General features: G+C 65.4%; 21 protein-coding genes. 18 read left to right on the forward strand and 3 right to left on the reverse strand.

Annotated features, from left to right (window positions below):
* Position 1: 1 nt before the first annotated feature.
* Positions 2-2,578, reverse strand: coding sequence for a [protein-PII] uridylyltransferase (locus BCO18175_RS04415; RefSeq protein ID WP_174979649.1), 2,577 nt, complete (start codon positions 2,576-2,578; stop codon positions 2-4).
* Positions 2,579-2,621: 43 nt separating this feature from the next.
* A complete protein-coding gene (map, locus tag BCO18175_RS04420) occupies positions 2,622-3,437 on the reverse strand; it encodes a type I methionyl aminopeptidase (RefSeq protein WP_174918842.1) in 816 nt (271 codons plus the stop codon).
* A gap of 376 nt (positions 3,438-3,813) precedes the next feature.
* On the opposite strand from map, the gene rpsB reads away from it, so the two are divergent.
* The 16 genes from rpsB to BCO18175_RS04500 all read left to right on the forward strand — a co-directional run bounded on the left by rpsB (position 3,814) and on the right by BCO18175_RS04500 (position 19,434).
* The gene (gene rpsB / locus BCO18175_RS04425; protein WP_174979651.1) at positions 3,814-4,554 is read left to right on the forward strand and encodes a 30S ribosomal protein S2; all 741 of its coding nucleotides are present in this window, start codon (positions 3,814-3,816) and stop codon (positions 4,552-4,554) included.
* 162 nt (positions 4,555-4,716) lie between these two features.
* Complete coding sequence (tsf, locus tag BCO18175_RS04430; protein ID WP_089495101.1) at positions 4,717-5,598, forward strand: translation elongation factor Ts; 882 nt, start codon at positions 4,717-4,719, stop codon at positions 5,596-5,598.
* 163 nt (positions 5,599-5,761) lie between these two features.
* Positions 5,762-6,475, forward strand: a complete 714-nt coding sequence (pyrH, locus tag BCO18175_RS04435) for a UMP kinase (protein ID WP_174918843.1) — start codon at positions 5,762-5,764, stop codon at positions 6,473-6,475.
* Between the two features lie 91 nt (positions 6,476-6,566).
* A complete protein-coding gene (frr, locus tag BCO18175_RS04440) occupies positions 6,567-7,127 on the forward strand; it encodes a ribosome recycling factor (protein ID WP_048248629.1) in 561 nt (186 codons plus the stop codon).
* A 49-nt stretch (positions 7,128-7,176) separates the two neighbouring features.
* The gene (gene uppS, locus BCO18175_RS04445) at positions 7,177-7,959 is read left to right on the forward strand and encodes a polyprenyl diphosphate synthase (protein WP_174918844.1); all 783 of its coding nucleotides are present in this window, start codon (positions 7,177-7,179) and stop codon (positions 7,957-7,959) included.
* Positions 7,953-8,774: a phosphatidate cytidylyltransferase gene (locus BCO18175_RS04450; RefSeq protein WP_174979652.1), complete on the forward strand. Its 822-nt coding sequence runs from the start codon at positions 7,953-7,955 to the stop codon at positions 8,772-8,774. The genes uppS and BCO18175_RS04450 overlap by 7 nt, the downstream gene beginning before the upstream one ends.
* A 15-nt stretch (positions 8,775-8,789) precedes the next feature.
* Positions 8,790-9,986 (forward strand): 1-deoxy-D-xylulose-5-phosphate reductoisomerase, encoded by a 1,197-nt coding sequence (locus BCO18175_RS04455; RefSeq protein WP_174979654.1) that lies wholly within the window; start codon positions 8,790-8,792, stop codon positions 9,984-9,986.
* 11 nt (positions 9,987-9,997) lie between these two features.
* Positions 9,998-11,368 carry an RIP metalloprotease RseP gene (gene rseP, locus BCO18175_RS04460; RefSeq protein ID WP_174979655.1) on the forward strand — a complete coding sequence of 457 codons (1,371 nt, stop codon included), beginning with the start codon at positions 9,998-10,000 and terminating at the stop codon, positions 11,366-11,368.
* A gap of 61 nt (positions 11,369-11,429) precedes the next feature.
* Positions 11,430-13,739 carry an outer membrane protein assembly factor BamA gene (bamA, locus tag BCO18175_RS04465; RefSeq protein WP_174979657.1) on the forward strand — a complete coding sequence of 770 codons (2,310 nt, stop codon included), beginning with the start codon at positions 11,430-11,432 and terminating at the stop codon, positions 13,737-13,739.
* Between the two features lie 64 nt (positions 13,740-13,803).
* Positions 13,804-14,301 carry an OmpH family outer membrane protein gene (locus BCO18175_RS04470; RefSeq protein WP_174953350.1) on the forward strand — a complete coding sequence of 166 codons (498 nt, stop codon included), beginning with the start codon at positions 13,804-13,806 and terminating at the stop codon, positions 14,299-14,301.
* Positions 14,302-14,317: 16 nt separating this feature from the next.
* On the forward strand, positions 14,318-15,397 hold the full coding sequence (gene lpxD / locus BCO18175_RS04475; RefSeq protein ID WP_174979658.1) for a UDP-3-O-(3-hydroxymyristoyl)glucosamine N-acyltransferase: 1,080 nt from the start codon (positions 14,318-14,320) through the stop codon (positions 15,395-15,397).
* 129 nt (positions 15,398-15,526) lie between these two features.
* Positions 15,527-15,994 carry a 3-hydroxyacyl-ACP dehydratase FabZ gene (fabZ, locus tag BCO18175_RS04480; protein WP_011352450.1) on the forward strand — a complete coding sequence of 156 codons (468 nt, stop codon included), beginning with the start codon at positions 15,527-15,529 and terminating at the stop codon, positions 15,992-15,994.
* Between the two features lie 58 nt (positions 15,995-16,052).
* Positions 16,053-16,841, forward strand: coding sequence for an acyl-ACP--UDP-N-acetylglucosamine O-acyltransferase (gene lpxA / locus BCO18175_RS04485; RefSeq protein WP_174918850.1), 789 nt, complete (start codon positions 16,053-16,055; stop codon positions 16,839-16,841).
* Between the two features lie 3 nt (positions 16,842-16,844).
* Complete coding sequence (lpxB, locus tag BCO18175_RS04490) at positions 16,845-18,014, forward strand: lipid-A-disaccharide synthase (protein ID WP_174967365.1); 1,170 nt, start codon at positions 16,845-16,847, stop codon at positions 18,012-18,014.
* The gene (gene rnhB / locus BCO18175_RS04495; protein WP_174979660.1) at positions 18,011-18,655 is read left to right on the forward strand and encodes a ribonuclease HII; all 645 of its coding nucleotides are present in this window, start codon (positions 18,011-18,013) and stop codon (positions 18,653-18,655) included. The genes lpxB and rnhB overlap by 4 nt, the downstream gene beginning before the upstream one ends.
* Complete coding sequence (locus tag BCO18175_RS04500; RefSeq protein ID WP_174979661.1) at positions 18,652-19,434, forward strand: TrmH family RNA methyltransferase; 783 nt, start codon at positions 18,652-18,654, stop codon at positions 19,432-19,434. The genes rnhB and BCO18175_RS04500 overlap by 4 nt, the downstream gene beginning before the upstream one ends.
* A 97-nt stretch (positions 19,435-19,531) precedes the next feature.
* On the opposite strand, the gene ppsR is transcribed toward BCO18175_RS04500, so the two are convergent.
* Positions 19,532-20,347, reverse strand: coding sequence for a posphoenolpyruvate synthetase regulatory kinase/phosphorylase PpsR (gene ppsR, locus BCO18175_RS04505; protein WP_031399356.1), 816 nt, complete (start codon positions 20,345-20,347; stop codon positions 19,532-19,534).
* Between the two features lie 376 nt (positions 20,348-20,723).
* Here ppsR and ppsA point away from each other — a divergent pair, with 376 nt between their 5' ends.
* Complete coding sequence (gene ppsA, locus BCO18175_RS04510; RefSeq protein WP_174979662.1) at positions 20,724-23,123, forward strand: phosphoenolpyruvate synthase; 2,400 nt, start codon at positions 20,724-20,726, stop codon at positions 23,121-23,123.
* Between the two features lie 253 nt (positions 23,124-23,376).
* Positions 23,377-23,811 carry an NfeD family protein gene (locus BCO18175_RS04515; protein ID WP_174979664.1) on the forward strand — a complete coding sequence of 145 codons (435 nt, stop codon included), beginning with the start codon at positions 23,377-23,379 and terminating at the stop codon, positions 23,809-23,811.
* The last annotated feature ends 19 nt before the right edge of the window (positions 23,812-23,830 follow it).

Below are 23,830 nucleotides of genomic sequence, written 5' to 3' on the forward strand. Positions count from 1 at the left end.
TTCAGACTGCGATCGCACGCAGCAATTCGGTTTCGAGCTGGATCTGCAGGCGGTTGTCGGACAGGCCGGCACCCGCGAGCAGGAAGATGTCCTCGACGCGTTCGCCGAGCGTATTGATCCGCGCCGCGTGGACGCCGATCCGATGCTCGGCGAGTACGCGCGCGATCGAATAGAGAAGGCCCGGCCGGTCGTTGGCCGACACGGACAGGATGTAGTACTGGCCGCGCTCGTCGGCCCGCAGGTCGACGCGCGGCGTGATCGGAAACGTCCGGGACAGCCTCGACAGGCGGCCCTTGGACGGCTCCGGCAGCGGTGCGGTTTCGGTGAGCCGCGACGCAAGCTGTTGTTCGACGAGATTCGCGATGTCGCGGTACCGCACGTCACGTTCGGTCTGCGTGACGATGAAGTTGTCGAGCGCATAGCCGTGCCGCGTCGTGCTGACGCGCGCGTCGAGCACCGACAGCCCGTTGCGGTCGAAATACGCGCAGATGCCCGCGAACAGGTCGGGGCGATCCTTCACGTACACGAGCACCTGCAGCGCGTCGCCGATCGGCGACGGCCGCGCGCGGACGATCGCGGTTTCGGCGTTCACGTGCCGGTACAGCACGCGTGTCTGCCACGCGATGTCGGCCGCGTCGTGACGCAGGAAGAAGCCGACGTCGAGCTGATCCCACAGCGCGCGATGCGCGTCGTCGGGCACGGTTTCGAGGCGTAGCAGCGCGAGCGCCTGCTCCTGCCGCGACTTCAGCTCCGAATGCGCGTCGGGGTTGGCGCCGCCGAGCACCGCGAGCGTGATGCGGTACAGGTCCTCGAGCAGCTTGCCCTTCCACGTGTTCCACACCTTCGGGCTCGTGCCGCGGATATCGGCGACGGTCAGCAGGTACAGCGCGGTGAGGTACCGTTCGTTGCCGACGACTTCGGCGAAGCGCTTGATGACTTCGGGGTCGCTCGTGTCCTGCTTCTGCGCGACCTGGCTCATCGTCAGGTGATGCTGGACGAGCCACACGATCAGCGCCGCGTCGTCGCCGGCAATGCCGTGCTCGCGGCAGAAGCGCCGCGCATCGGCCATCCCGAGCGTCGAGTGGTCGCCGCCGCGGCCCTTCGCGATGTCGTGGAACAGCGCCGCGACATACAGCACCCACGGGCGCTCGAAGTTGCCGATCAGCTGGCTGCAGAACGGATATTCGTGCGCGTGCTCGGCTACCGCGAAGCGGCGGATGTTGCGCAACACCATCAGGATGTGCTGGTCGACCGTGTACACGTGGTACAGGTCGTGCTGCATCTGGCCGACGATGCGGCGGAAATTCAGCAGGTAGCGGCCGAGCACGCTCGTCTGGTTCATCAGCCGGAACGCGTGCGTGATCCCTTCGGGTTGCTGAAGGATCCGCATGAACGTGTCGCGGTTCTGCGGATCGCGGCGCCACGTGTTGTTCATGATCTCGCGCGAGTTGTACAGCGCGCGCAGCGTGCGGGCGGACAGGCCCTTCACGCCGCGGGTCGTCTCGTACAGCAGGAACGCTTCGAGGATCGCGTCGGGATGGCGTTCGAACACGCCGTCGTCGACGATCTCGAGCATGCCCTGCTTCTCGACGAAGCGGTCGGGCGACAGCACGCGCGTGATGCCGCTCGTCGCGGGGAATAGCTGCGCCTCGATGTTCTGGATCAGGATCGTCGCGAGCTGCGTGACGGCTTTCGCGGCCCAGTAATAGCGGCGCATCAGCTGCTCGCTCGCGCGCTTGGCCTGCGTCGGCTGGTAGCCGAAGCTCTCGGCCGCCTGCGTCTGCAGGTCGAACACGAGCATGTCCTGGCGGCGGCCGGCGATCACGTGCAGCCGTGCGCGCAGCGTCTTCAGGAAACCTTCGTTGCGGCGCAGCTCGCGCGCTTCGCGATCGGTGATGAGGCCGCGCGTGTCGAGTTCGCGCCAGCTGCTGCCGAAACCGGCCGCGCGCGCGATCCACAGGATCGTCTGCAGGTCGCGCAGCCCGCCCGGGCTTTCCTTCACGTTCGGTTCGAGGCTGTACGGCGTGTCCTGGAACTTCGCGTGGCGCTGGCGCATCTCGAGCACCTTCGCGGTGAAGAACGCGCGGGCGTCGAGCGCCTCGTGGTAGCGCACCGTGAAGCGCTCGAACAGCGCGGTGCTGCCGACGATGCGGCGGGCTTCCAGCAGCGAGGTCTGCACCGTGACGTCCTGCGACGCCTCCTCGATGCACTGCGCGACCGTGCGCACGCTGCTGCCGATCTCGAGGCCGAGATCCCACGCCATGCCGATGAAGCGCTCGATGCGCGCGTCGAGCGCCGGGTCGTGCGCATCGTGCAGCAGCACGAGGATGTCGACGTCGGAATAGGGCGCGAGCTCGCCGCGCCCGTAGCCGCCGACGGCGACGAGCGCGAGCGTCGCGGGCAGCTCGCACTCGTCCCATACACGCTTCAGCGCTTCGTCGGTGAGTTTCGACAGCGCGTGCATCAACGACGCGACGTTCGTCGCGCGGCGAAAGCGCTCGAGCATGTCCGTCTTGGCGGCCTTGAATTCGGCGCGCCGCGACAGCGCTTCGGGCGAGGGGGCAGCGTGAGCGCTCATGGGCGGCCGTTCAGGTGCGGGTGGGGCGGGCAGGCGACGGCGCTCAGACTGCGGCGGCCGGTTGCGCGAACACGGGGCGCGCCGGCGTACCGGCCGACACGGTCAGCACGTCGTAGCCGGTTTCGGTGACGAGCACCGTGTGCTCCCACTGCGCCGACAGGCTGCGGTCGCGCGTCTTGACCGTCCACTGGTCGGGCATCGTGCGGATGTCGCGCTTGCCGGCGTTGATCATCGGCTCGATCGTGAAGATCATCCCGGCCTTCAGTTCGATGCCCGTGCCCGGACGGCCGTAGTGGACGACCTGCGGATCCTCGTGGAACACCGTGCCGATGCCGTGGCCGCAATATTCGCGCACGACGCTGTAGCCCTGCGCTTCCGCGTGCTTCTGGATCGCGTAGCCGATGTCGCCGAGGTGCGCGCCGGGCTTGACCTGGTCGATGCCGAGCCACATGCATTCGTAGGTGGTCTGCACGAGGCGCTTCGCGAGGATCGAACCTTCGCCGACGATGAACATGCGGCTCGTGTCGCCGAAGTAGCCGTTCTTGATCACGGTGACGTCGATGTTCAGCGCATCGCCGTTCTTGATCACCTTCTCGCCGGGAATGCCGTGGCAGATCACGTCGTTGACCGAAATGCAGGTGGCCTTCGGGTACGGCGGGTAGCCGGGCGGCTGGTAGTTCAGCGGCGCCGGGATCGTGCCCTGCTCGTTGAGCATGAACTCGTGGCAGAGGCGATCGAGTTCGGCGGTCGTGATTCCCGCGACGACGTGCGGCGTGATGAAGTCGAGCACTTCGCTCGCGAGACGGCAGGCGACGCGCATCTCGGCGATATCGTGTTCGTTTTTGAGCGTAATAGCCATCGAGGTATGCCTGGAATGCGGTGAATTGACGGATTATCGCACCTTCTGGCAGGCGTCGCAGCCCCTGCCGGCGGTGCGGGTGCGGGTTTTCGCGGATTGTCCGCCCGGCTGCCGCGCGGCAAGCGAAAGTGGTGAGCGACTTGAGAGCGGACAAATCGGCGTGCTATACTCTTTGGCTAAGTCGATATCCAAATGCCGATGTGCCCCGTTTTGGGGCGGCATGGCGGTGAAAGGCTTGCGGCACGCGCATTTCGCACGTGTCGAATCGCAAGCCGGCGCAACCAGGGTGCCGGCCGCGTGGAATTCGCGCCCTTCGGGGCAGGTTCGCGCGGCGGTACGGCGGCCGGCTTAAGACCCAACCCTCGTGGAGAATTTCATGGCAGTTACGATGCGCCAAATGCTGGAAGCGGGTGTCCACTTCGGTCACCAGACGCGTTTCTGGAACCCGAAGATGGCTCCGTTCATTTTCGGTCACCGCAACAAGATTCACATCATCAACCTCGAAAAGACGCTGCCGATGTTCACGGACGCACAGAAGTACGTGCGCCAGCTGGCAGCGAACCGCGGCACGATCCTGTTCGTCGGCACGAAGCGTCAATCGCGTGACACGATCGCCCAGGAAGCGCAGCGCGCAGGCATGCCGTTCGTCAACGCACGCTGGCTCGGCGGCATGATGACCAACTTCAAGACGCTGAAGGTATCGATCAAGCGCCTGAAGGACATGGAAACGGCAGTCGAGGCAGGCGAGCTCGAGAAGATGAGCAAGAAGGAAGCGCTGCTGTTCGAACGCGAAATCGCCAAGCTGCAAAAGTCGATCGGCGGCGTGAAGGACATGGGCGGCATTCCGGACGCAATCTTCGTCGTCGACGTCGGCTACCACAAGATTGCTGTTACCGAAGCGAACAAGCTGGGCGTGCCGGTCATCGCCGTGGTCGATACGAACCACTCGCCGGAAGGTGTGGATTACGTGATCCCGGGTAACGACGACTCGAGCAAGGCAGTCGCGCTGTACGCTGAAGGCGTGGCCGACGCGATCCTCGAAGGCCGTGCGAACGCGGTCAACGAAGTGGTCCAGGCTGCACGCGGCGACGACGAGTACGTCGAGGAAAACGCGTAACTGGCCCCGAGCCGGCGCAAAAAGGGGGCTCTCAACAGGCCCCCTTTTTTTAAGCTTGTGCGCCGGACCTGATCGCGCCGAATGGGTGCGGGTCCGGAAACGAATCTCGGCCGTTCGCGTCCAAGCGGGCGGCGTTGTGAATACAGACTCAAGGAGCGAATGATGGCGGCAATTACCGCAAGCATGGTGGCAGAACTGCGCGCAAAGACCGACGCACCGATGATGGAGTGCAAGAAGGCGCTGACGGAAGCTGACGGCGATCTGGCCAAGGCTGAAGAGCTGCTGCGCGTCAAGCTCGGCAACAAGGCGAGCAAGGCGGCATCGCGCGTGACGGCAGAAGGCGTCGTCGCATCGTTCGTCGGCGGCAATGCAGGTTCGCTCGTCGAACTGAACTGCGAAACCGACTTCGTCGCGAAGAACGACGATTTCCTCGCGTTCTCGAAGACGGTTGCAGAACTCGTCGCGACGCAAAACCCGGCCGACGTGGCTGCGCTGTCGGCGCTGCCGCTCGAAGGCTCGACGGTCGACGCAGTGCGCCTGGCACTGGTCGGCAAGATCGGCGAGAACGTCTCGATCCGCCGTTTCGTCCGTTTCGAAACCGCAAACAAGATCGCAACGTACCTGCACGGCGCGCGTATCGGCGTGATCGTCGAGTACACGGGTGCGGAAGAGCAGGTCGGCAAGGACGTCGCGATGCACATCGCGGCCATGAAGCCGGTCGCGCTGTCGTCGGCTGACGTGCCGGCGGAACTGATCGAAACGGAACGCCGCGTGGCCGAGCAGAAGGCTGCGGAATCGGGCAAGCCGGCAGAGATCGTCGCGAAGATGGTCGACGGTAGCGTCCAGAAGTACCTGAAGGAAGTGTCGCTGCTGAACCAGACGTTCGTGAAGAACGACAAGCAGACGATCGAGCAGATGCTGAAGGCAGCGGATGCCGCAGTGCAGAAGTTCGCGCTGTTCGTCGTCGGCGAAGGCATCGAGAAGCGCCAGGACGACTTCGCCGCCGAAGTGGCCGCGCAAGTCGCAGCAGCAAAGCAGCAGTAAGCCGTAAGCAGTCAGGCAGTATCCGCGGCGGGCGTCCGCTCCGCCGCGGTCGGCGCCGCCGCCGGCCGGCCGGGAAACCCGGTCCGACCGTCGGCGCTTGCCCGAATCAGTATTTCGCCCCTACAGTTCGTGGTTGTCATCCTCTCGTCGCTCGGAAGCCCCTATGTCCAATGCCTATAAACGCGTCCTTCTCAAACTTTCCGGCGAAGCGCTGATGGGCGACGATGCCTTCGGCATCAATCGCGCGACGATCGAACGGATGGTGGCCGATATCGCGGAAGTGGTGCGTCTCGGCACGCAGCTCGCGGTCGTGATCGGTGGCGGTAATATTTTCCGTGGCGTTGCGGGCGGCGCGGCCGGCATGGATCGCGCGACGGCGGACTACATGGGGATGCTCGCAACGATGATGAACGCGCTGGCGCTGCAGGACGCGATGCGCCACGCCGGCATCGAGGCGCGCGTGCAGTCCGCGCTGCGGATGGACCAGGTCGTCGAGCCGTACATCCGGCCCCGCGCGATCCGTCAGCTCGAGGAAGGCCGCGTCGTGATCTTCGCGGCCGGTACGGGCAACCCGTTCTTCACGACGGACACGGCCGCCGCGCTGCGCGGTTCGGAAGTGGGCGCCGAGGTCGTATTGAAGGCGACCAAGGTCGATGGCGTATATTCTGCCGATCCGAAGAAGGATCCGTCGGCCACGCGCTACACGACGATCAGCTTCGACGAGGCGATCGGCCGCAACCTGCAGGTGATGGACGCGACGGCCTTCGCGCTGTGCCGCGACCAGAAGCTGCCGATTCGCGTGTTTTCGATCAACAAGCCGGGCGCGCTCAAGCGCATCGTGCTGGGCGAGGACGAAGGTACGCTCGTCCACGTGTAAACTCCCGCGGATGCGGGCCATCGGCCGCGGCGCGCCAGATGCGCCGGGTGGGGTCCGCGTTCTTTGAAGGTTTGAAGGTTCGGAGGTTGAAATGAGTGTCGCTGATACCAAGAAGGGCGTCGAGCAGAAGATGCAGCGCTCGATCGATGCATTCAAGAGCGATCTGGCGAAGATCCGTACGGGCCGTGCGCACACCGGCATGCTCGATCACGTGCAGGTTGACTACTACGGGTCGATGGTGCCGATTTCGCAGGTTGCCAACATGACGCTCGTCGACGCGCGCACGATCGGTGTGCAGCCGTGGGAAAAGCCGATGGTTGCGAAGGTCGAGAAGGCCATTCGCGAAGCCGATCTCGGCCTGAACCCGGCCACGTCCGGCGACCTGATCCGCGTGCCGATGCCGGCGCTGACGGAAGAGCGCCGCCGCGAGCTGACCAAGGTCGTCAAGAGCGAAGGCGAAACGGCCAAGGTCGCGATCCGCAACCTGCGCCGCGATGCGAACGAAGCGCTCAAGAAGCTCGTGAAGGACAAGGAAATCTCGGAAGACGACGAGCGCCGTGCGAGCGACGACGTGCAGAAGCTGACCGACAAGCACGTTGCCGAAATCGACAAGCTCGTGCAGAGCAAGGAAGCCGAGATCATGACGGTCTGACGACCGTCCTCGCGCGCCGCCTTCTTCCAGCATTACTGTCTCAACGGCCATGACCTATACCAGCTCTACCGTTCGCGTGCCTGACGTCGGCGTCGTGCCGCGTCATATCGCGATCATCATGGACGGCAACGGCCGTTGGGCGACCGAACGCCGCTTGCCGCGCGTCGCGGGGCATACCCGCGGCGTCGATGCCGTGCGGGCGGTGGTCGAAGGCTGCGCGCGCGCCGGCGTCGAATACCTAACGCTGTTCGCGTTCAGTTCGGAGAACTGGCGCCGGCCGAACGACGAAGTGTCGTTCCTGATGCGCCTCTTCATCACCGCGCTCGAGCGCGAAGTCGGCAAGCTCCATGCGAACGGGATCCGCCTGCGTGTCGTCGGCGATCTCGACCGCTTCGAGCCGCGCATCCGCGAACTGATTCGCCGCGCCGAAACCAAGACGGCGCGCAACACCCGTCTTACGCTCACCATCGCGGCCAACTACGGCGGCCGGTGGGACATCCTGCAGGCGACGAAGAAGCTCGTCGAGCAGGCCGTGCGCGAGGGTCGCGAGGTCGAAGTGACCGAGGACGCGTTCGCGCCGCATCTGGCAATGGCCTATGCGCCGGAGCCCGATCTCTTCATCCGTACCGGTGGCGAGCAGCGCGTCAGCAACTTCCTGCTGTGGCAACTCGCGTACGCCGAATTCTATTTCACCGACAAATACTGGCCGGATTTCGACGGCACGGCACTGGCCGACGCAATGGCGTCGTATACGGAGCGCGAGCGCCGTTTCGGCCGCACGAGCGCACAGCTCGAACCACAATCGCAGAACGCCGACTCCCTTTCATGCTGAAAACCCGTGTGATCACGGCGATCGTGATGCTGGCGGTGCTGCTGCCGGTGACGCTGTTCGCGCCGCTCACCGCGTTCGGCGCGCTGATCGGCGTCGTGCTCGTGTTTGCCGCGTGGGAATGGGCGCGCCTGCTCAAGCTCGGCGGCGCCGGCCCGATCGTCTATGCAGTCGTCGCGGCGCTTGCGCTCGCGGCCACGGCGCCGCTCGGCATCGATGCGGCTTCGTCCCGTCCCCTTTTCATGGCAGCCGGCGTGTTCTGGCTGCTGGTCGGCCCGTTCACGCTGCGGCGCAAGCCCGAACTCGCGGGCGGCGTATGGCGCCCGTTCCTGCTGGCGGCCGGCCTCGTGGTCTTTGCGGCCTGCTGGCATGCGCTCGTCGCGGCGCGTGCGCAGGGCGTGCCGTTCGTGCTGTCGCTGCTTCTGGTCGTCTGGCTCGCCGATATCGGCGCATACTTCGCGGGCAAGGCCTTCGGAAAGCGTAAACTGGCCATCACGATCAGCCCCGGCAAGAGCTGGGAAGGCGCGATCGGTGGCTGGCTGGCCGTGATGGTCGTCGCCAGTGTCGCGATGGCCGCGCATGCGTTCGAGCCGACCCTGTTTTCCACATTCGCCGCGCGCTACGGGATGCCCGGCGCGTGGGCCGCACTGACGCTGCTGGTCGCGTACAGCGTGATCGGCGACCTGTTCGAGTCGCTGCTGAAGCGGCAGGCGGGCGTGAAGGATTCGAGCGGGCTGCTGCCGGGTCACGGCGGCGTGCTCGACCGTGTCGACGCGTTGCTGCCGGTGCTGCCGCTCGCGATGCTGCTGCTTGGTTAAACCACTCATTCTGTTATGCAAAAACGTCTGACATTGCTCGGTTCCACGGGCTCGATCGGAGACAGCACGCTCGACGTGGTCGCGCGTCATCCCGAGCGCTTCTCCGTCTACGCGCTGACCGCGCACCGCAACGGCGACAAGCTCGTCGAGCAGTGTCTGCGCTTCGCGCCCGAAGTGGCGGTGGTCGGCGATGCCGCGACTGCCGCGCACGTCGACGCGAAACTGCGCGCGGCAGGCAGCAAGACGACCGTGCTGCACGGGCCGCAGGCGCTCGTCGACGTGTCGAAGAGTGACGGCTGCGATACCGTGGTCGCGGCGATCGTCGGCGCGGCCGGCCTCGTGCCGAGCCTTGCGGCCGCGCGCGCCGGCAAGCGCATCCTGCTCGCAAACAAGGAAGCGCTGGTGATGTCGGGCGCGATCTTCATGGACGCCGTGCGCGACCATGGCGCGATCCTGCTGCCGGTCGACAGCGAACACAACGCGATCTTCCAGTGCATGCCGCGCGACGCGGCCGAGCACGGCGGGATCTCGAAGATCATCCTGACCGCGTCGGGCGGCCCGTTCCGCACGCGCGAGCCGGCCACGCTCGTCGACGTGACGCCGGACGAGGCGTGCAAGCACCCGAACTGGGTGATGGGCCGCAAGATCTCGGTCGATTCCGCGACGATGATGAACAAGGGCCTCGAGGTGATCGAGGCGCACTGGATCTTCGGGCTGCCGGGCGACCGGATCGACGTGTTGATCCATCCGCAGAGCGTGATCCATTCGCTCGTGTCGTATCGCGACGGCTCGGTGCTCGCTCAGCTCGGCAACCCCGACATGCGCACGCCGATCGCGCACGCACTCGCGTTCCCGGACCGTGTCGATGCGGGCGTCGACCAGCTCGACCTCGCGCAGATCGCCCAGCTGTCGTTCGAAAAGCCCGATTACGCGCGCTTCCCGTGCCTCGCGCTCGCGCTGAAGGCGCTTGAGGAAGGCGGTATCGCGAGCGCCGCATTGAACGCGGCGAACGAAGTCGCGGTCGAAGCGTTTCTCGAGCGCCGCATCGGCTTCATGGCGATTGCGGCGACGGTCGACGCCGTGCTCAATACGCTGCCGAACCGCGCGCCCGACGGGCTCGAGGACGTCCTTGCTGCGGATACCGAGGCTCGCCGCCTCGCCGCCGAGATCATTGCGAAAGCGCCTGCGCCACGCGTGGAGCGCACTGTCTGAATGGGGTGCTCATGAACGTGCTGGTCGAACTGATCGCGTTTGCGGTGGCGATCGGGGTGCTGGTCGTCGTGCATGAGTACGGACACTATCGTGTCGCGCGCTGGTGCGGCGTGAAGGTGCTGCGTTTCTCGATCGGCTTCGGCCAGCCCGTCGCGCGCTGGGTCAGCCGCAGGACAGGCACCGAGTGGACGCTGTCCGCGCTGCCGCTTGGCGGCTACGTGAAGATGCTCGACGAGCGCGATCCCGGCCCCGGCATCGCACCCGAGGAGCTTGGCCAGGCGTTCAACCGGCAGTCGGTCTACAAGCGCATCGCGATCGTCGCCGCCGGGCCGATTGCGAACTTTCTGTTGGCAATCGCGCTGTTTTCCATCGTATTTGCCACCGGTGTGACCGAGCCGGCCGCGATCGTCGCACCGCCGGCCGCCGGCACGGTGGCGGCGCGCGCGGGCTTCGACGGCAGCGAGACGATCGTGTCGATCCGCAACGCGCAAGGCGGCGAGTCCGAGTCGGTGCGGTCGTGGTCGGACCTGCGCTGGAAGCTGCTGGCGGCCGCGTTCGATCACCGCGAGATCGTGCTCGGCGCCCGCGACGGCAACACGACGTTCGATTTCCGCGTCGACCTCCGCAATGTTCCCGAAAGTCAGCTCGACGACGATTTCATGGCCCATCTGGGCTTCGAAACCGGCGGCGGCACGCTGTCGGTCGCGTCGGTGCAGCCCGGCAGCGCGGCGGAGCAGGCGGGCCTGAAGTCCGGCGACAAGCTGGTCGCGCTCGACGGCAAGCCGATCGGCGGCGCATCGCGCTTCATCGATTCCGTGAAACACCATGCGGGCAAGCCGCTCGACCTGCAGATCGAGCGCAATGGCGCCGCACAGACGGTGTCGATCGTGCCGCAGATGCAGCGCGACGACGAATCGGGGCAGCAGGTCGGCCGCATCGGCGCGGCGCTGTCGATGCATGCGCCGTCCGTCGACGTGCGTTACGGGCCGATCGACAGCTTGCGGCTCGGCGCGCACCGCACGTGGGACATCTCCGTGTACTCGCTGCGAATGTTCGGGCGCATGATCACGGGCAACGCGTCGCTGAAGAACCTGTCCGGCCCCGTGACGATCGCCGACTACGCGGGCAAGAGTGCGCGGCTCGGTCCGTCGGCGTTCCTGTCGTTCCTCGCCCTTGTCAGCATTAGCCTTGGCGTCCTGAACTTGTTGCCGATTCCCGTTTTGGACGGGGGGCATCTGTTATATTATGCGGTTGAAGCCGCGACCGGGAAAGCCGTCTCGGAGCGCTGGCAGCTGATTCTGCAAAGAGCCGGGTTGATCTGCATCGTCGCATTGTCGGCGATTGCGCTGTTCAACGATCTGGCTCGGTTAATCCATTTCTGAAGCGTCAGGCGGCGGCCGCTGGGCAGCCGCCTGATTTGATGCAGCTAAATATTGGGGATGCATGTTGTTCAAACCTCATCGCTTTGTACCTAAGACAGTTGCAGCGGCCGCGCTCGCCGCGCACGGCCTCGCGGCGCATGCAGCGGCACCGTTCGTGGTGCAAGACATCAAGATCGAGGGGCTGCAGCGCGTCGAAGCGGGTTCGGTGTTCGCCTACCTGCCGATCAAGCAGGGCGATACCTTCACGGACGACAAGGCATCCGAAGCAATCCGCGCGCTGTACGCGACGGGCTTCTTCAACGACGTACGCATCGCCACGCAGGGCAACGTCGTGATCGTGCAGGTGCAGGAGCGTCCGGCCATCGCGTCGATCGACTTCACCGGCACGAAGGAGTTCGACAAGGACAACCTGACGAAGGCACTGCGCGCAGTCGGTCTCGCCGACGGCCGCTACTACGACAAGGCGCTCGTCGACAAGGCGGAGCAGGAGCTCAAGCGCCAGTACCTCACGCGCGGCTTCTACGCGGCCGAGGTCAAGACGACGGTCACGCCGGTCGACGCGAACCGCGTGTCGATCCTGTTCGCGGTGGCCGAAGGCCCGAGCGCGAAGATCCGCCAGATCAACTTCATCGGCAACAAGGCATTCAGCACCAGCACGCTGCGTGACGAGATGCAGCTGTCGACGCCGAACTGGTTTTCCTGGTACACGAAGAACGACCTGTACTCGAAGGAAAAGCTGACGGGCGACCTCGAAGCGGTGCGCTCGTACTACCTGAACCGCGGCTATCTCGAGTTCAACATCGATTCGACCCAGGTGTCGATCTCGCCCGACAAGAAGGACATGTACCTGACGGTCACGCTGCACGAAGGCGAGCCGTACACGGTGTCGGGCATCAAGCTGTCGGGCAACCTGCTCGATCGCGAAGCCGAACTCACCAAGCTGATCAAGATCAAGCCGGGCGACCGTTTCTCGGCCGAAAAGCTGCAGCAGACCACCAAGTCGATCGTCGACAAGCTCGGTGAGTACGGTTACGCGTTCGCGACCGTCAATGCGCAGCCGGACATCGACCAGGCGAACCACAAGGTGAACCTGAACCTCGTCGTCGATCCGAGCCGCCGCGTGTACGTGCGCCGCATCAACGTCGTCGGCAACACGCGTACGCGTGACGAAGTGGTGCGCCGCGAAATGCGCCAGCTCGAAAGCTCGTGGTTCGATTCGAACCGCCTCGCGCTGTCGAAGGATCGCGTGAACCGTCTCGGCTACTTCACCAACGTCGACGTGACGACGTTGCCGGTCGACGGCACGAACGACCAGGTCGACGTGAACGTGAAGGTCGACGAAAAGCCGACCGGCGCGATCACGCTGGGCGCCGGTTTCTCGTCGACGGACAAGGTCGTGCTGTCGGCGGGCGTGTCGCAGGACAACGTGTTCGGTTCGGGTACCAGCCTGTCGGTGAACGTCAACACCGCGAAGAGCTACCGTACGCTGACCGTCACCCAGGTCGACCCGTACTTCACGGTCGACGGTATCAAGCGGATCACGGACGTCTACTACCGCACGTACCAGCCGCTCTACTATTCGACGAGCTCGAGCTTCCGGATCATCAGCGCGGGCGGCAACCTGAAGTTCGGTATCCCGTTCTCGGAAGTCGACACCGTCTACTTCGGCGCGGGCTTCGAGCAGAACCGTCTCGACGTCGATTCGAACACGCCGCAGAGCTACCAGGATTACGTGAACCAGTTCGGCCGCGTGTCGAACACGGTACCGCTGACGGTCGCGTGGTCGCGCGACGCGCGTGACAGCGCGCTGATTCCGAGCCGCGGCTACTTCACGCAGGCGAACATGGAGTACGGCGTGCCGGTCGGCAAGATCCAGTACTACAAGGCCGACCTGCAGGCCCAGTACTACTATTCGTTCTCGCGCGGCTTCATCCTGGGCATGAACCTGCAGGGCGGCTACGGTAACGGTATCGGCAACCCGTACCCGATCTTCAAGAACTACTACGCGGGCGGTATCGGCTCCGTGCGTGGCTACGAGCCGAGCTCGCTGGGCCCGCGCGACACGAAGACGAACGACCCGATCGGCGGTTCGAAGATGCTCGTCGGCAACATCGAACTGACGTTCCCGCTGCCGGGCACGGGCTACGACCGCACGCTGCGCGTGTTCACGTTCCTCGACGGCGGTAACGTGTGGGGCAATGCGCCGGGCGGCACGAGCACGGGCGCCAACGGGCTGCGCTACGGCTACGGTGTGGGTCTCGCGTGGATCTCGCCGATCGGCCCGCTTAAGCTGAGCCTCGGCTTCCCGCTGCAGAAGCACGAAGGCGACCAGTACCAGAAATTCCAGTTCCAGATCGGGACGGCGTTCTGACCGAACGCATGACAACAGCAACGAGAGGGTAATTTTGCTAACCGGTAAGTTTTCGAAACGAGTGATGTGCGCGCTGACCGTTGCGCTGGCCCTGGGCGCGGCAACGGTGCACGCACAGGACGTCGCCCGCATCGCGGCGGTCAATTCGGATCGGATCCTGCGCGAGTCGGCGCCCGCGAAGGCGGCGCAGACGAAGCTCGAAGCCGAGTTCGCGAAGCGTGACAAGGATCTGCAGGACCTCGGGGCGCGTCTGAAATCGATGTCCGACTCGCTGGACAAGAACGGCGCGTCGCTGTCGGCGGCCGACCGCGCGCAGAAGCAGCGCGATCTCGCCCAGCTCGATACCGACTTCCAGCGCAAGCAGCGCGAGTTCCGCGAAGACCTGAACCAGCGCCGCAACGAGGAGCTGGCGGCCGTGCTCGAGCGGGCGAACAAGGTCATCAAGCAGATCGCCGAGCAGCAGAATTACGACCTGATCGTGCAGGAAGCCGTGTACGTCAGCCCGCGCATCGACATCACCGACAAGGTGCTCAAGGCGCTCGCGTCCGGCTCGACGAACTGAACGGAGCAGACGACGAATGGCATTGACGCTTGAGGAACTCGTAAAGCGGTTCGGCGGCGAGATCGCCGGCGACGCACAGTGCAAGGTGAGCGGGCTCGCACCGCTCGACCAGGCAGGCCCGCAGCAACTCGCGTTCCTCGCGAATCCGAAGTACCTGTCGCAGGTCGAGTCGACCCGCGCCGGCGCGGTGCTGATCGCGCCGAGGGATCTGGAAAAGCTTGGCGCGGCCGCTAACGGCCGCAGCTTCATTGTCACGCCGAATCCGTACGCGTACTTCGCGCGCGTCGCGCAGATGTTCATCGACCTGGCCACGCCGCAGCGTGCCGCCGGCGTGCATCCGAGCGCGACGATCGATCCGGCCGCACAGGTCGCCGCGAGCGCGGTGATCGGCCCGCACGTGACGGTCGAGGCCGGCGCGGTGATCGAAGACGGCGTGCAGCTCGACGCGAACGTATTCGTCGGCCACGGCACGACGATCGGCGCGGGCTCGCACCTGTATCCGAACGCGTCGGTGTACCACGGCTGCAAGGTCGGCCCGCGCGCGATCATCCATGCGGGCGCGGTGATCGGCTCCGACGGCTTCGGCTTCGCGCCGGATTTCGTCGGCGACGGCGATGCGCGCACCGGCAGCTGGGTGAAGATCCCGCAGGTCGGGGGCGTATCGATCGGCCCTGACGTCGAGATCGGCGCGAACACGACGATCGATCGCGGCGCGATGGCGGATACCGTCATCGAGGAATGCGTGAAGATCGACAACCAGGTCCAGATCGGCCACAACTGCCGGATCGGTGCCTATACGGTGATCGCCGGCAGCGCGGGCATCGCGGGCAGCACGACGATCGGCCGCCACTGCATGATCGGCGGCGCGGCCGGGATCGCCGGCCACGTGACGCTCGGCGACTATGTCATCATCACCGCGAAGTCGGGCGTATCGAAGTCGCTGCCGAAGGCAGGCATCTATACCAGCGCGTTTCCGGCCGTCGACCACGGCGAATGGAACAAGAGCGCCGCGCTCGTGCGCAACCTCGACAAGCTGCGCGAGCGCATCAAGGCGCTCGAAGCCGCGCTCGCCGCCCAGGGCGGCACGGACGCCTGAGCGCATCATGCGAGACCTCGAACCGGGCACGGCCAGCGCAACCGGCCCGGTTTGCCAGACTGGGCCGCACGGCGGCCCGCTTCAGCCTTTGCATCACCACCGCGCAGCCTCTGCGTGAGACGAACCATCATGAGCACTGAAAAAATCAATCTCGACATCCACAAGATCCTCACGCTGCTGCCGCATCGCTACCCGATTCTGCTCGTCGATCGCGTGCTCGAACTCGAACCGCACAAGGGAATCAAAGCGCTGAAGAACGTGTCGATCAACGAGCCGTACTTCCAGGGGCATTTCCCGAAGCGGCCGGTGATGCCGGGCGTGCTGATCCTCGAGGCGCTCGCGCAGGCCGCGGCGCTGCTGACCTTCTCGGAAGAGCAGCCGAAGGATCCGGAGAACACGCTGTACTACTTCGTCGGGATTGACGGCGCGCGCTTCAAGCGTCCGGTCGAGCCGGGCGACCAACTGATTCTGAACGTGACGTTCGAACGCTACATCCGCGGCATCTGGAAGTTCAAGGCGGTGGCGGAAGTGGACGGCAAGGTGGCGGCGGAAGCCGAACTGATGTGCACGGTCAAGACGACCGACGTGGCGCCCTGAGCGACGCGGCACGCACAGGCAACGCAACGCGACACTTCACATCGAGAGGCAACGGCGCATGACCAGGATTCATCCCACCGCGATTGTCGAACCGGGCGCGCAGATCGACGAATCGGTCGAGATCGGCCCGTACGCGATCGTCGGTCCGCACGTCACGATCGGCGCGCGTACGACGATCGGCTCGCACAGCGTGATCGAAGGCCATACGACGCTCGGCGAGGACAACCGCATCGGCCATTACGCGTCGGTCGGTGGTCGTCCGCAGGACATGAAGTACAAGGACGAGCCGACGAAGCTGGTGATCGGCAACCGCAACACGATCCGCGAATTCACGACGATCCACACGGGCACCGTGCAGGACGTCGGCGTGACGACGCTCGGCGATGACAACTGGATCATGGCCTATGTGCACATCGGTCATGACTGCACCGTCGGCAACCACGTGATCCTGTCGAGCAACGCCCAGATGGCCGGCCACGTCGAGATCGGCGACTGGGCGATCATCGGCGGGATGTCGGGCGTCCACCAGTTCGTGCGCATCGGTGCGCACTCGATGCTGGGCGGCGCGTCGGCGCTCGTGCAGGACATTCCGCCGTTCGTGATCGCGGCGGGCAACAAGGCCGAGCCGCACGGGATCAACGTCGAGGGGCTGCGCCGGCGCGGCTTCTCGGCCGATGCGATCTCGGCGCTGCGCAGCGCATATCGCGTGCTGTACAAGAACGGCCTGTCGTTCGAGGAAGCGAAGGTGCAGTTGCGCGAGCTGGCGGAGGCGGGCGGCGACGGCGATGCACCGGTGAAGGCGCTCGTCGAGTTCATCGACGCGTCGCAACGCGGCATCATCCGCTAAGCGATGACGCTTCCGACCAATCAGCTCCGGCTCGCGATGGTGGCCGGCGAGCCGTCGGGCGACCTGCTCGCGGCGTCGCTGCTCGGCGGGCTGCGCGAGCGGCTGCCCGAATCGACCCAGTACTACGGGATCGGCGGCCAGCGGATGATCGCGCACGGCTTCGATTCGCACTGGCAGATGGACAAGCTGACCGTGCGCGGCTATGTCGAGGCGCTGGGCCAGATTCCCGAGATCCTGCGGATTCGCGGCGAGCTGAAGCGCCAGTTGCTCGCCGAGCGGCCGGACGCGTTCATCGGCGTCGACGCGCCCGACTTCAACTTCAACGTCGAACAGGCCGCGCGCGACGCGGGCATCCCGTCGATCCACTTCGTGTGCCCGTCGATCTGGGCATGGCGCGGCGGCCGGATCAAGAAGATCGCGAAGTCCGTCGATCACATGCTGTGCCTGTTCCCGTTCGAACCGGCGATTCTCGACAAGGCAGGCGTCGCGTCGACCTACGTCGGCCATCCGCTCGCCGACGAGATTCCGCTCGAACCCGATACGCACGGTGCGCGCATCGCGCTCGGTCTGCCGGCCGATGGCCCGGTGATCGCGGTGCTGCCGGGCAGCCGGCGCTCGGAAATCGCGCTGATCGGCCCGACCTTCTTCGCGGCGATGGCGCTGATGCAGCAGCGCGAGCCCGGCGTGCGTTTCGTGATGCCGGCGGCCACGCCCGCGCTGCGCGCGCTGCTGCAGCCGCTCGTCGATGCGCATCCGCAGCTCGCGCTGACGATCACCGACGGCCGATCGCAGGTGGCGATGACGGCTGCCGATGCGATTCTCGTGAAGAGCGGCACGGTCACGCTGGAAGCCGCGCTGCTGAAAAAGCCGATGGTGATCTCGTACAAGGTGCCCTGGCTGACCGGGCAAATCATGCGCCGGCAGGGCTACCTGCCGTACGTCGGCTTGCCGAACATTCTGGCGGGGCGTTTCGTCGTGCCCGAGTTGCTGCAGCATTTCGCGACACCCGAGGCGCTCGCCGATGCGACGCTCACGCAACTGCGCGACGACGCGAACCGCCGCACGCTGACTGAAGTATTTACCGAAATGCATCTTTCGCTGCGGCAGAACACGGCCGCGAAGGCGGCCGAAGCGGTCGTGCGCGTACTCGAACAACGCAAGGGGCGCGCATGACCGCAGTACGTGCACCACGCCGCCGCGCGTCGAGCGACGTGCAGGGCGGTTTCGATTTCAGCCGTCCCAACGAGATCGTCTGCGGTGTCGACGAAGCGGGCCGCGGCCCGCTCGCCGGGCCGGTGGTGGCCGCCGCGGTGATCCTCGATCCGGCGCAGCCGATCGACGGGCTCGACGATTCGAAGGCGCTGTCCGCGAAGAAGCGCGACGCGCTGTACGAGCTGATCGTTGCGCGCTCGCTGTCGTATTGCGTCGCGTCGGCGAGCGTCGACGAGATCGACACGCTGAACATCCTGCACGCGACGATGCTCGCGATGAAGCGGGCCGTCGAGGGCCTGTCGGTTCTGCCGACGCTCGCGCAGATCGACGGCAACCGTTGCCCGACACTGACGGTGCGTGCCGAGGCGATCGTCAGCGGCGACGCGCTCGTGCCGAGCATCTCGGCCGCGTCGATCCTCGCGAAGGTCACGCGTGACCGCATGCTCGTCGATCTGCACGAACGCTTCCCCGTGTACGGTTTCAACGTGCATGCGGGCTACGGCACCGCGAAACACCTTGCCGCACTGCGCGAGCACGGCCCGTGCGAAGCGCATCGGCGCTCGTTCGCGCCGGTCCGTGCGGCACTCGACCTGATTCGATGAAGAGCATTACTTCCCGCGACAACCCGCTGTACAAGCGCCTGAAGGCGCTCGCGGGTTCGACGTCCCATCAGCGCCGCGGCGGCCAGGCGCTGCTCGAAGGATTCCATCTCGCAAGCGCGTACCTCGATACGGGCGCCACGCCCGAGCTGTGCGTCGCGACCGAAGGCGCACTCGGCCACGCCGAGGCCCAGGCGATCGTCGAGCGCATCGATGCGCAACGGATCGTCACGCTGCCCGACGCACTGTTCGGACAGTTGTCGAACGTCGTCAACGGCGTCGGCTTCCTGCTGCTCGTCGACCGGCCGGCGCAGCCGCTACCGGCGCGCGTGACGCATACGTCGGTCGTGCTCGACGGCGTGCAGGACGCCGGCAACGTCGGGTCGATCCTGCGCAGCGCGGCGGCCGCAGGCGTGCGCCATGTATTCTGTGCGCCGGGTACCGCGTACGCATGGTCGTCGAAGGTGCTGCGCTCGGGGATGGGGGCGCACTTCCTGCTGTCGATCCACGAGGACGTCGAAGCTGGCGCGCTCGCCGAACGCCTCGATGTGCCGGTTGCGCTGACCGATTCGCACGGTGCGCAGGCGGTCTACGACTGCGACCTGTCGGGGCCTGTTGCATGGGTGTTCGGCAACGAGGGTGCCGGTGTGTCGGCGTTCTGGCGCGACGCGGCCACGCATCGCGTGACGATCCCGCAGCCGGGCGGGATGGAGTCGCTGAACGTTGCGGCGGCGGCAGCGGTTTGCCTGTTCGAGCAGGTGCGTCAGCAGCGGCGTGCGTGATGCCACCCGCGTGCTTGCTCCGCACCATTGAAAAAGGCCGCGTTCGACGCGGCCTTTTTGTTTCCGGCGGCGGCCAGGCGGCCGCCAGCGCTCAGTCTCAATACGACTGCCGGTCGAGGCGGATTTCCTGCAGGATCGTCGTCGCGATTTCCTCGATCGACTTGTGCGTCGACGACAGCCACTTGATCCCCTCGCGGCGCATCATCGCTTCCGCCTCGTTGATCTCGTAGCGGCAGTTCTCGGGCGCCGCGTACTTGCTGCCCGGGCGGCGCTCGTTACGGATCTCCGACAGGCGCTGCGGGTCGATCGACAGCCCGAACAGCTTCTCGCGGTGCGCGGCGAGTGCCGACGGCAGCTTGCCGCGCTCGAAATCTTCCGGAATCAGCGGATAGTTGGCCGCCTTCACGCCGTACTGCATCGCGAGATACAGGCTCGTCGGCGTCTTGCCGCTGCGCGACACGCCGACGAGGATCACGTCGGCTTCCGACAGGTTGCGGTTCGACTGGCCGTCGTCGTGCGCGAGCGAGAAGTTGATCGCCTCGATCCGCGTCTTGTATTCCTCGGTGTCCGCGTTCTGGTGGCCGCGGCCCATCGCGTGGCTCGACTTGAGCTCCAGTTCCTGCTCGAGCGGTTCGACGAAGCGCTGGAACATGTCGAGCACGAGTGCGTTCGAGCGCTTGACGATGTCGTTGGATTCGCTGTCGACGAGCGTCGTGAACACGATCGCGCGGCGGCCGTCGTGCACGGCGGCCTCGTTGATCTTCTCGACGGTCGCATAGGCCTTGTCGAGCGAGTCGACGAACGGCACGCGCACGAGGCGGAATTTCTGGTCGAACTGGGAGAGGATCGAGTGCGCGAAGGTTTCGGCAGTGATCCCGGTGCCGTCGGAGACGATGAATACGGTAGGCAGCATGAATCTGGGCGTCGAACGTGAAGGGCGGTTGCGCGGGCGGCTGGAGGTTCGCCTCCAGACGCAGTGACAAGGTCGCGCCACATCCGGCAGCCGGCACGGTAGAATAGCGGCAACCTGTTGGATAAGCAATTGCGGGGGCAGGGCGCGAACGGCGCCCCGGGCTTTGCCGCTTGATTCCAAAATTCCCGGCAAGTTTGGCGATTTGTCTGAAAATATCGCCCTTCTGCCGGGATTTTTGCAAATCGGGTCGGAAGATTTGCCGCCGCTGCGATTGTTTATCTAACAGGTTGCGCAAGACGCGCCGCGCCTTTTTGCAAGCGCCCGCGTCCGAGCCCACTTGCGCAATCGAGTATTTTTTTCACACTTAGGGGCTTGTATGACTAACGCAGCAAACGTCGCAAAGGACCAGGCGTATGTAATTCCGTTCGAGCAGTTGCGGATGACCGATGTGGAGATCGTCGGCGGCAAGAATGCGTCGCTTGGCGAAATGATCAGCCAGCTTTCCGAAGCAGGCGTTCGCGTACCCACCGGTTTCGCCACGACCGCGCTCGCGTTCCGTGATTTCCTCACGCACAACGACCTTACCGACCGCATCGCCAAGCGTCTCGAGTCGCTCGACATCGACGACGTGAAGGCGCTCGCCGAAGCCGGCGCCGAGATCCGCAAGTGGATCGTCGATGCGCCGATGCAGGCACGTCTCGAGCAGGAAATCCGCGAACAGTTCGAGATCCTGAAGAGCAGCTCGCCGGGCGAGCTGTCGTTCGCCGTGCGTTCGTCCGCGACCGCGGAAGACCTGCCCGACGCATCGTTCGCCGGCCAGCAGGAGTCGTACCTGAACGTCGTCGGTATCGAAGACGTGCTCGATCGCATGAAGCACGTGTTCGCGTCGCTGTACAACGACCGCGCGATCTCGTACCGCGTGCACAAGGGCTTCACGCACGCGGAAGTCGCCCTGTCGGCCGGCGTGCAGCGCATGGTCCGCTCGGACGTCGGCGCCGCCGGCGTGATGTTCACGATCGACACCGAATCGGGTTTCAAGGACGCCGTGTTCATCACGTCGAGCTACGGCCTGGGCGAAACCGTCGTGCAGGGTGCGGTGAACCCGGACGAGTTCTACGTGTTCAAGACGACGCTCGCACAGGACAAGTACCCGATCATCCGCCGCTCGATCGGCTCGAAGCTGATCAAGATGGAATTCACGCAGCCGGGCGAGCCGGGCCGCGTGAAGACGGTCGACGTGCCGCACGAGCAGCGCAACCGCTACTCGATCACCGACGAAGACGTGATCGAGCTGGCGAAGTACGCGGTCATCATCGAGAAGCACTACCAGCGTCCGATGGACATCGAGTGGGGCCGGGACGGCCGCGACGGCAAGATCTTCATCCTGCAGGCACGCCCGGAAACCGTGAAGAGCCAGGCAACCGGCAAGGCCGAGCAGCGCTTCAAGCTGAAGGGCCAGTCGCAGGTGCTCGCGACGGGCCGTGCGATCGGCCAGAAGATCGGTGCGGGCCCCGTGCGCGTGATCCAGGATCCGTCGGAAATGGAACGCGTGCAGCCGGGCGACGTGCTGGTGGCCGACATGACCGACCCGAACTGGGAGCCGGTGATGAAGCGTGCAGCCGCGATCGTCACGAACCGTGGCGGCCGGACCTGCCACGCGGCGATCATCGCGCGTGAACTCGGCGTGCCGGCAGTCGTCGGTTGCGGCGATGCGACCGACATCCTGAAGGACGGCGCGCTCGTCACCGTGTCGTGCGCGGAAGGCGACGAAGGCAAGATCTACGACGGCCTGCTCGAGACGGAAGTCACGGAAGTGCAGCGCGGCGAACTGCCGGAAATCCCGGTCAAGATCATGATGAACGTCGGTAACCCGCAGCTCGCGTTCGACTTCTCGCAACTGCCGAACGGCGGTGTGGGTCTCGCGCGTCTCGAGTTCATCATCAACAACAACATCGGCGTTCACCCGAAGGCGATCCTCGAGTACCCGAACATCGACCAGGACCTGAAGAAGGCTGTCGAGAGCGTCGCGCGCGGTCACGCATCGCCGCGTCAGTTCTACGTCGACAAGCTGACGGAAGGTGTCGCGACGATCGCGGCGGCGTTCTATCCGAAGCCCGTCATCGTGCGCCTGTCCGACTTCAAGTCGAACGAGTACAAGAAGCTGATCGGCGGTTCGCGCTACGAGCCGGACGAGGAAAACCCGATGCTGGGCTTCCGCGGCGCGTCGCGTTACATCGCTGAAGACTTCGCGCAGGCGTTCGAGATGGAGTGCCGTGCACTGAAGCGCGTGCGTGACGAGATGGGCCTGACCAACGTCGAGATCATGGTGCCGTTCGTGCGTACCGTGAAGCAGGCGGAGCGTGTCGTCGGCCTGCTCGAGAAGTTCGGCCTGAAGCGCGGCGAAAACGGCCTGCGCCTCGTGATGATGTGCGAAGTCCCGACCAACGCGATCCTCGCCGAAGACTTCCTGCAATTCTTCGACGGTTTCTCGATCGGCTCGAACGACCTCACGCAGCTCACGCTCGGCCTCGACCGCGATTCGGGCATGGAACTGCTGGCTGTCGACTTCGACGAACGCGACCCGGCCGTCAAGTTCCTGCTCAAGCGCGCGATCGATACCTGCCGCCGGATGGGCAAGTACGTCGGCATCTGCGGCCAGGGCCCGTCCGATCACCCGGACTTCGCGCAATGGCTGACGGACGAAGGCATCGTGTCGATCTCGCTGAACCCCGACACGATCATCGAGACGTGGCAGGCGCTGGCCAACCGGAAGTAACGGTCGGTAACGCACCTTTGACGAGAGCGCGGTGGCATCGCGCTTTCGTTGAAGGCAAAATGCAAGGTTCGTGCTATAAACACCCCGGTACACACCGGGGTGTTTTTTTTCGTCGGTACTCGCCGGGCGGCCCCGCGCGTGTCGATCGCTCGCTCGGGGGCCGCGAATATATCGATCCGGAACAGCGCTTCAGCGCGTATTCTGGTTGCATGAGACACAGGTGAGCGCGGGGGACGTTTTTCTGGAGACCACAATGATGTCGGGGCATCTGTTCTGGTGGGGCGCGGTGGGCGTGCTGGTCGTGGCCGAGTTGCTGACGGGCACGTTCTACCTGCTGATGATCGCGCTCGGCTTTCTCGCGGGCGGGCTGCTGCAACTGGCCGGTTTCGCGCCGCACGTGCAGTTCGGCGCGGCGGCCGTGGTCGCGATCGTCGCGATGGTCGCGCTGCGCCGTTCGGGGCTCGGCCGCAAGCAGAAGCGCGATACGTCGACCAATCCCGACGTCAATCTCGATATCGGCTCGACCGTCACGGTCGACGCGTGGCGTGACGGCCGCGCGCGCGTGCAGTATCGCGGCGCCGACTGGGATGTCGAGCTCGCGAACGGCGAGCGCGACGATGCGCATGTGTATCAGGTGAGTGCCGTGCGCGGCAATTGTCTCGTGGTCGTGGCGAAACCCGCGGGCTGATCGTCCGCCGATACAACAA

This window comes from Burkholderia lata (assembly GCF_902499335.1).
Classification (GTDB): domain Bacteria; phylum Pseudomonadota; class Gammaproteobacteria; order Burkholderiales; family Burkholderiaceae; genus Burkholderia; species Burkholderia lata_B.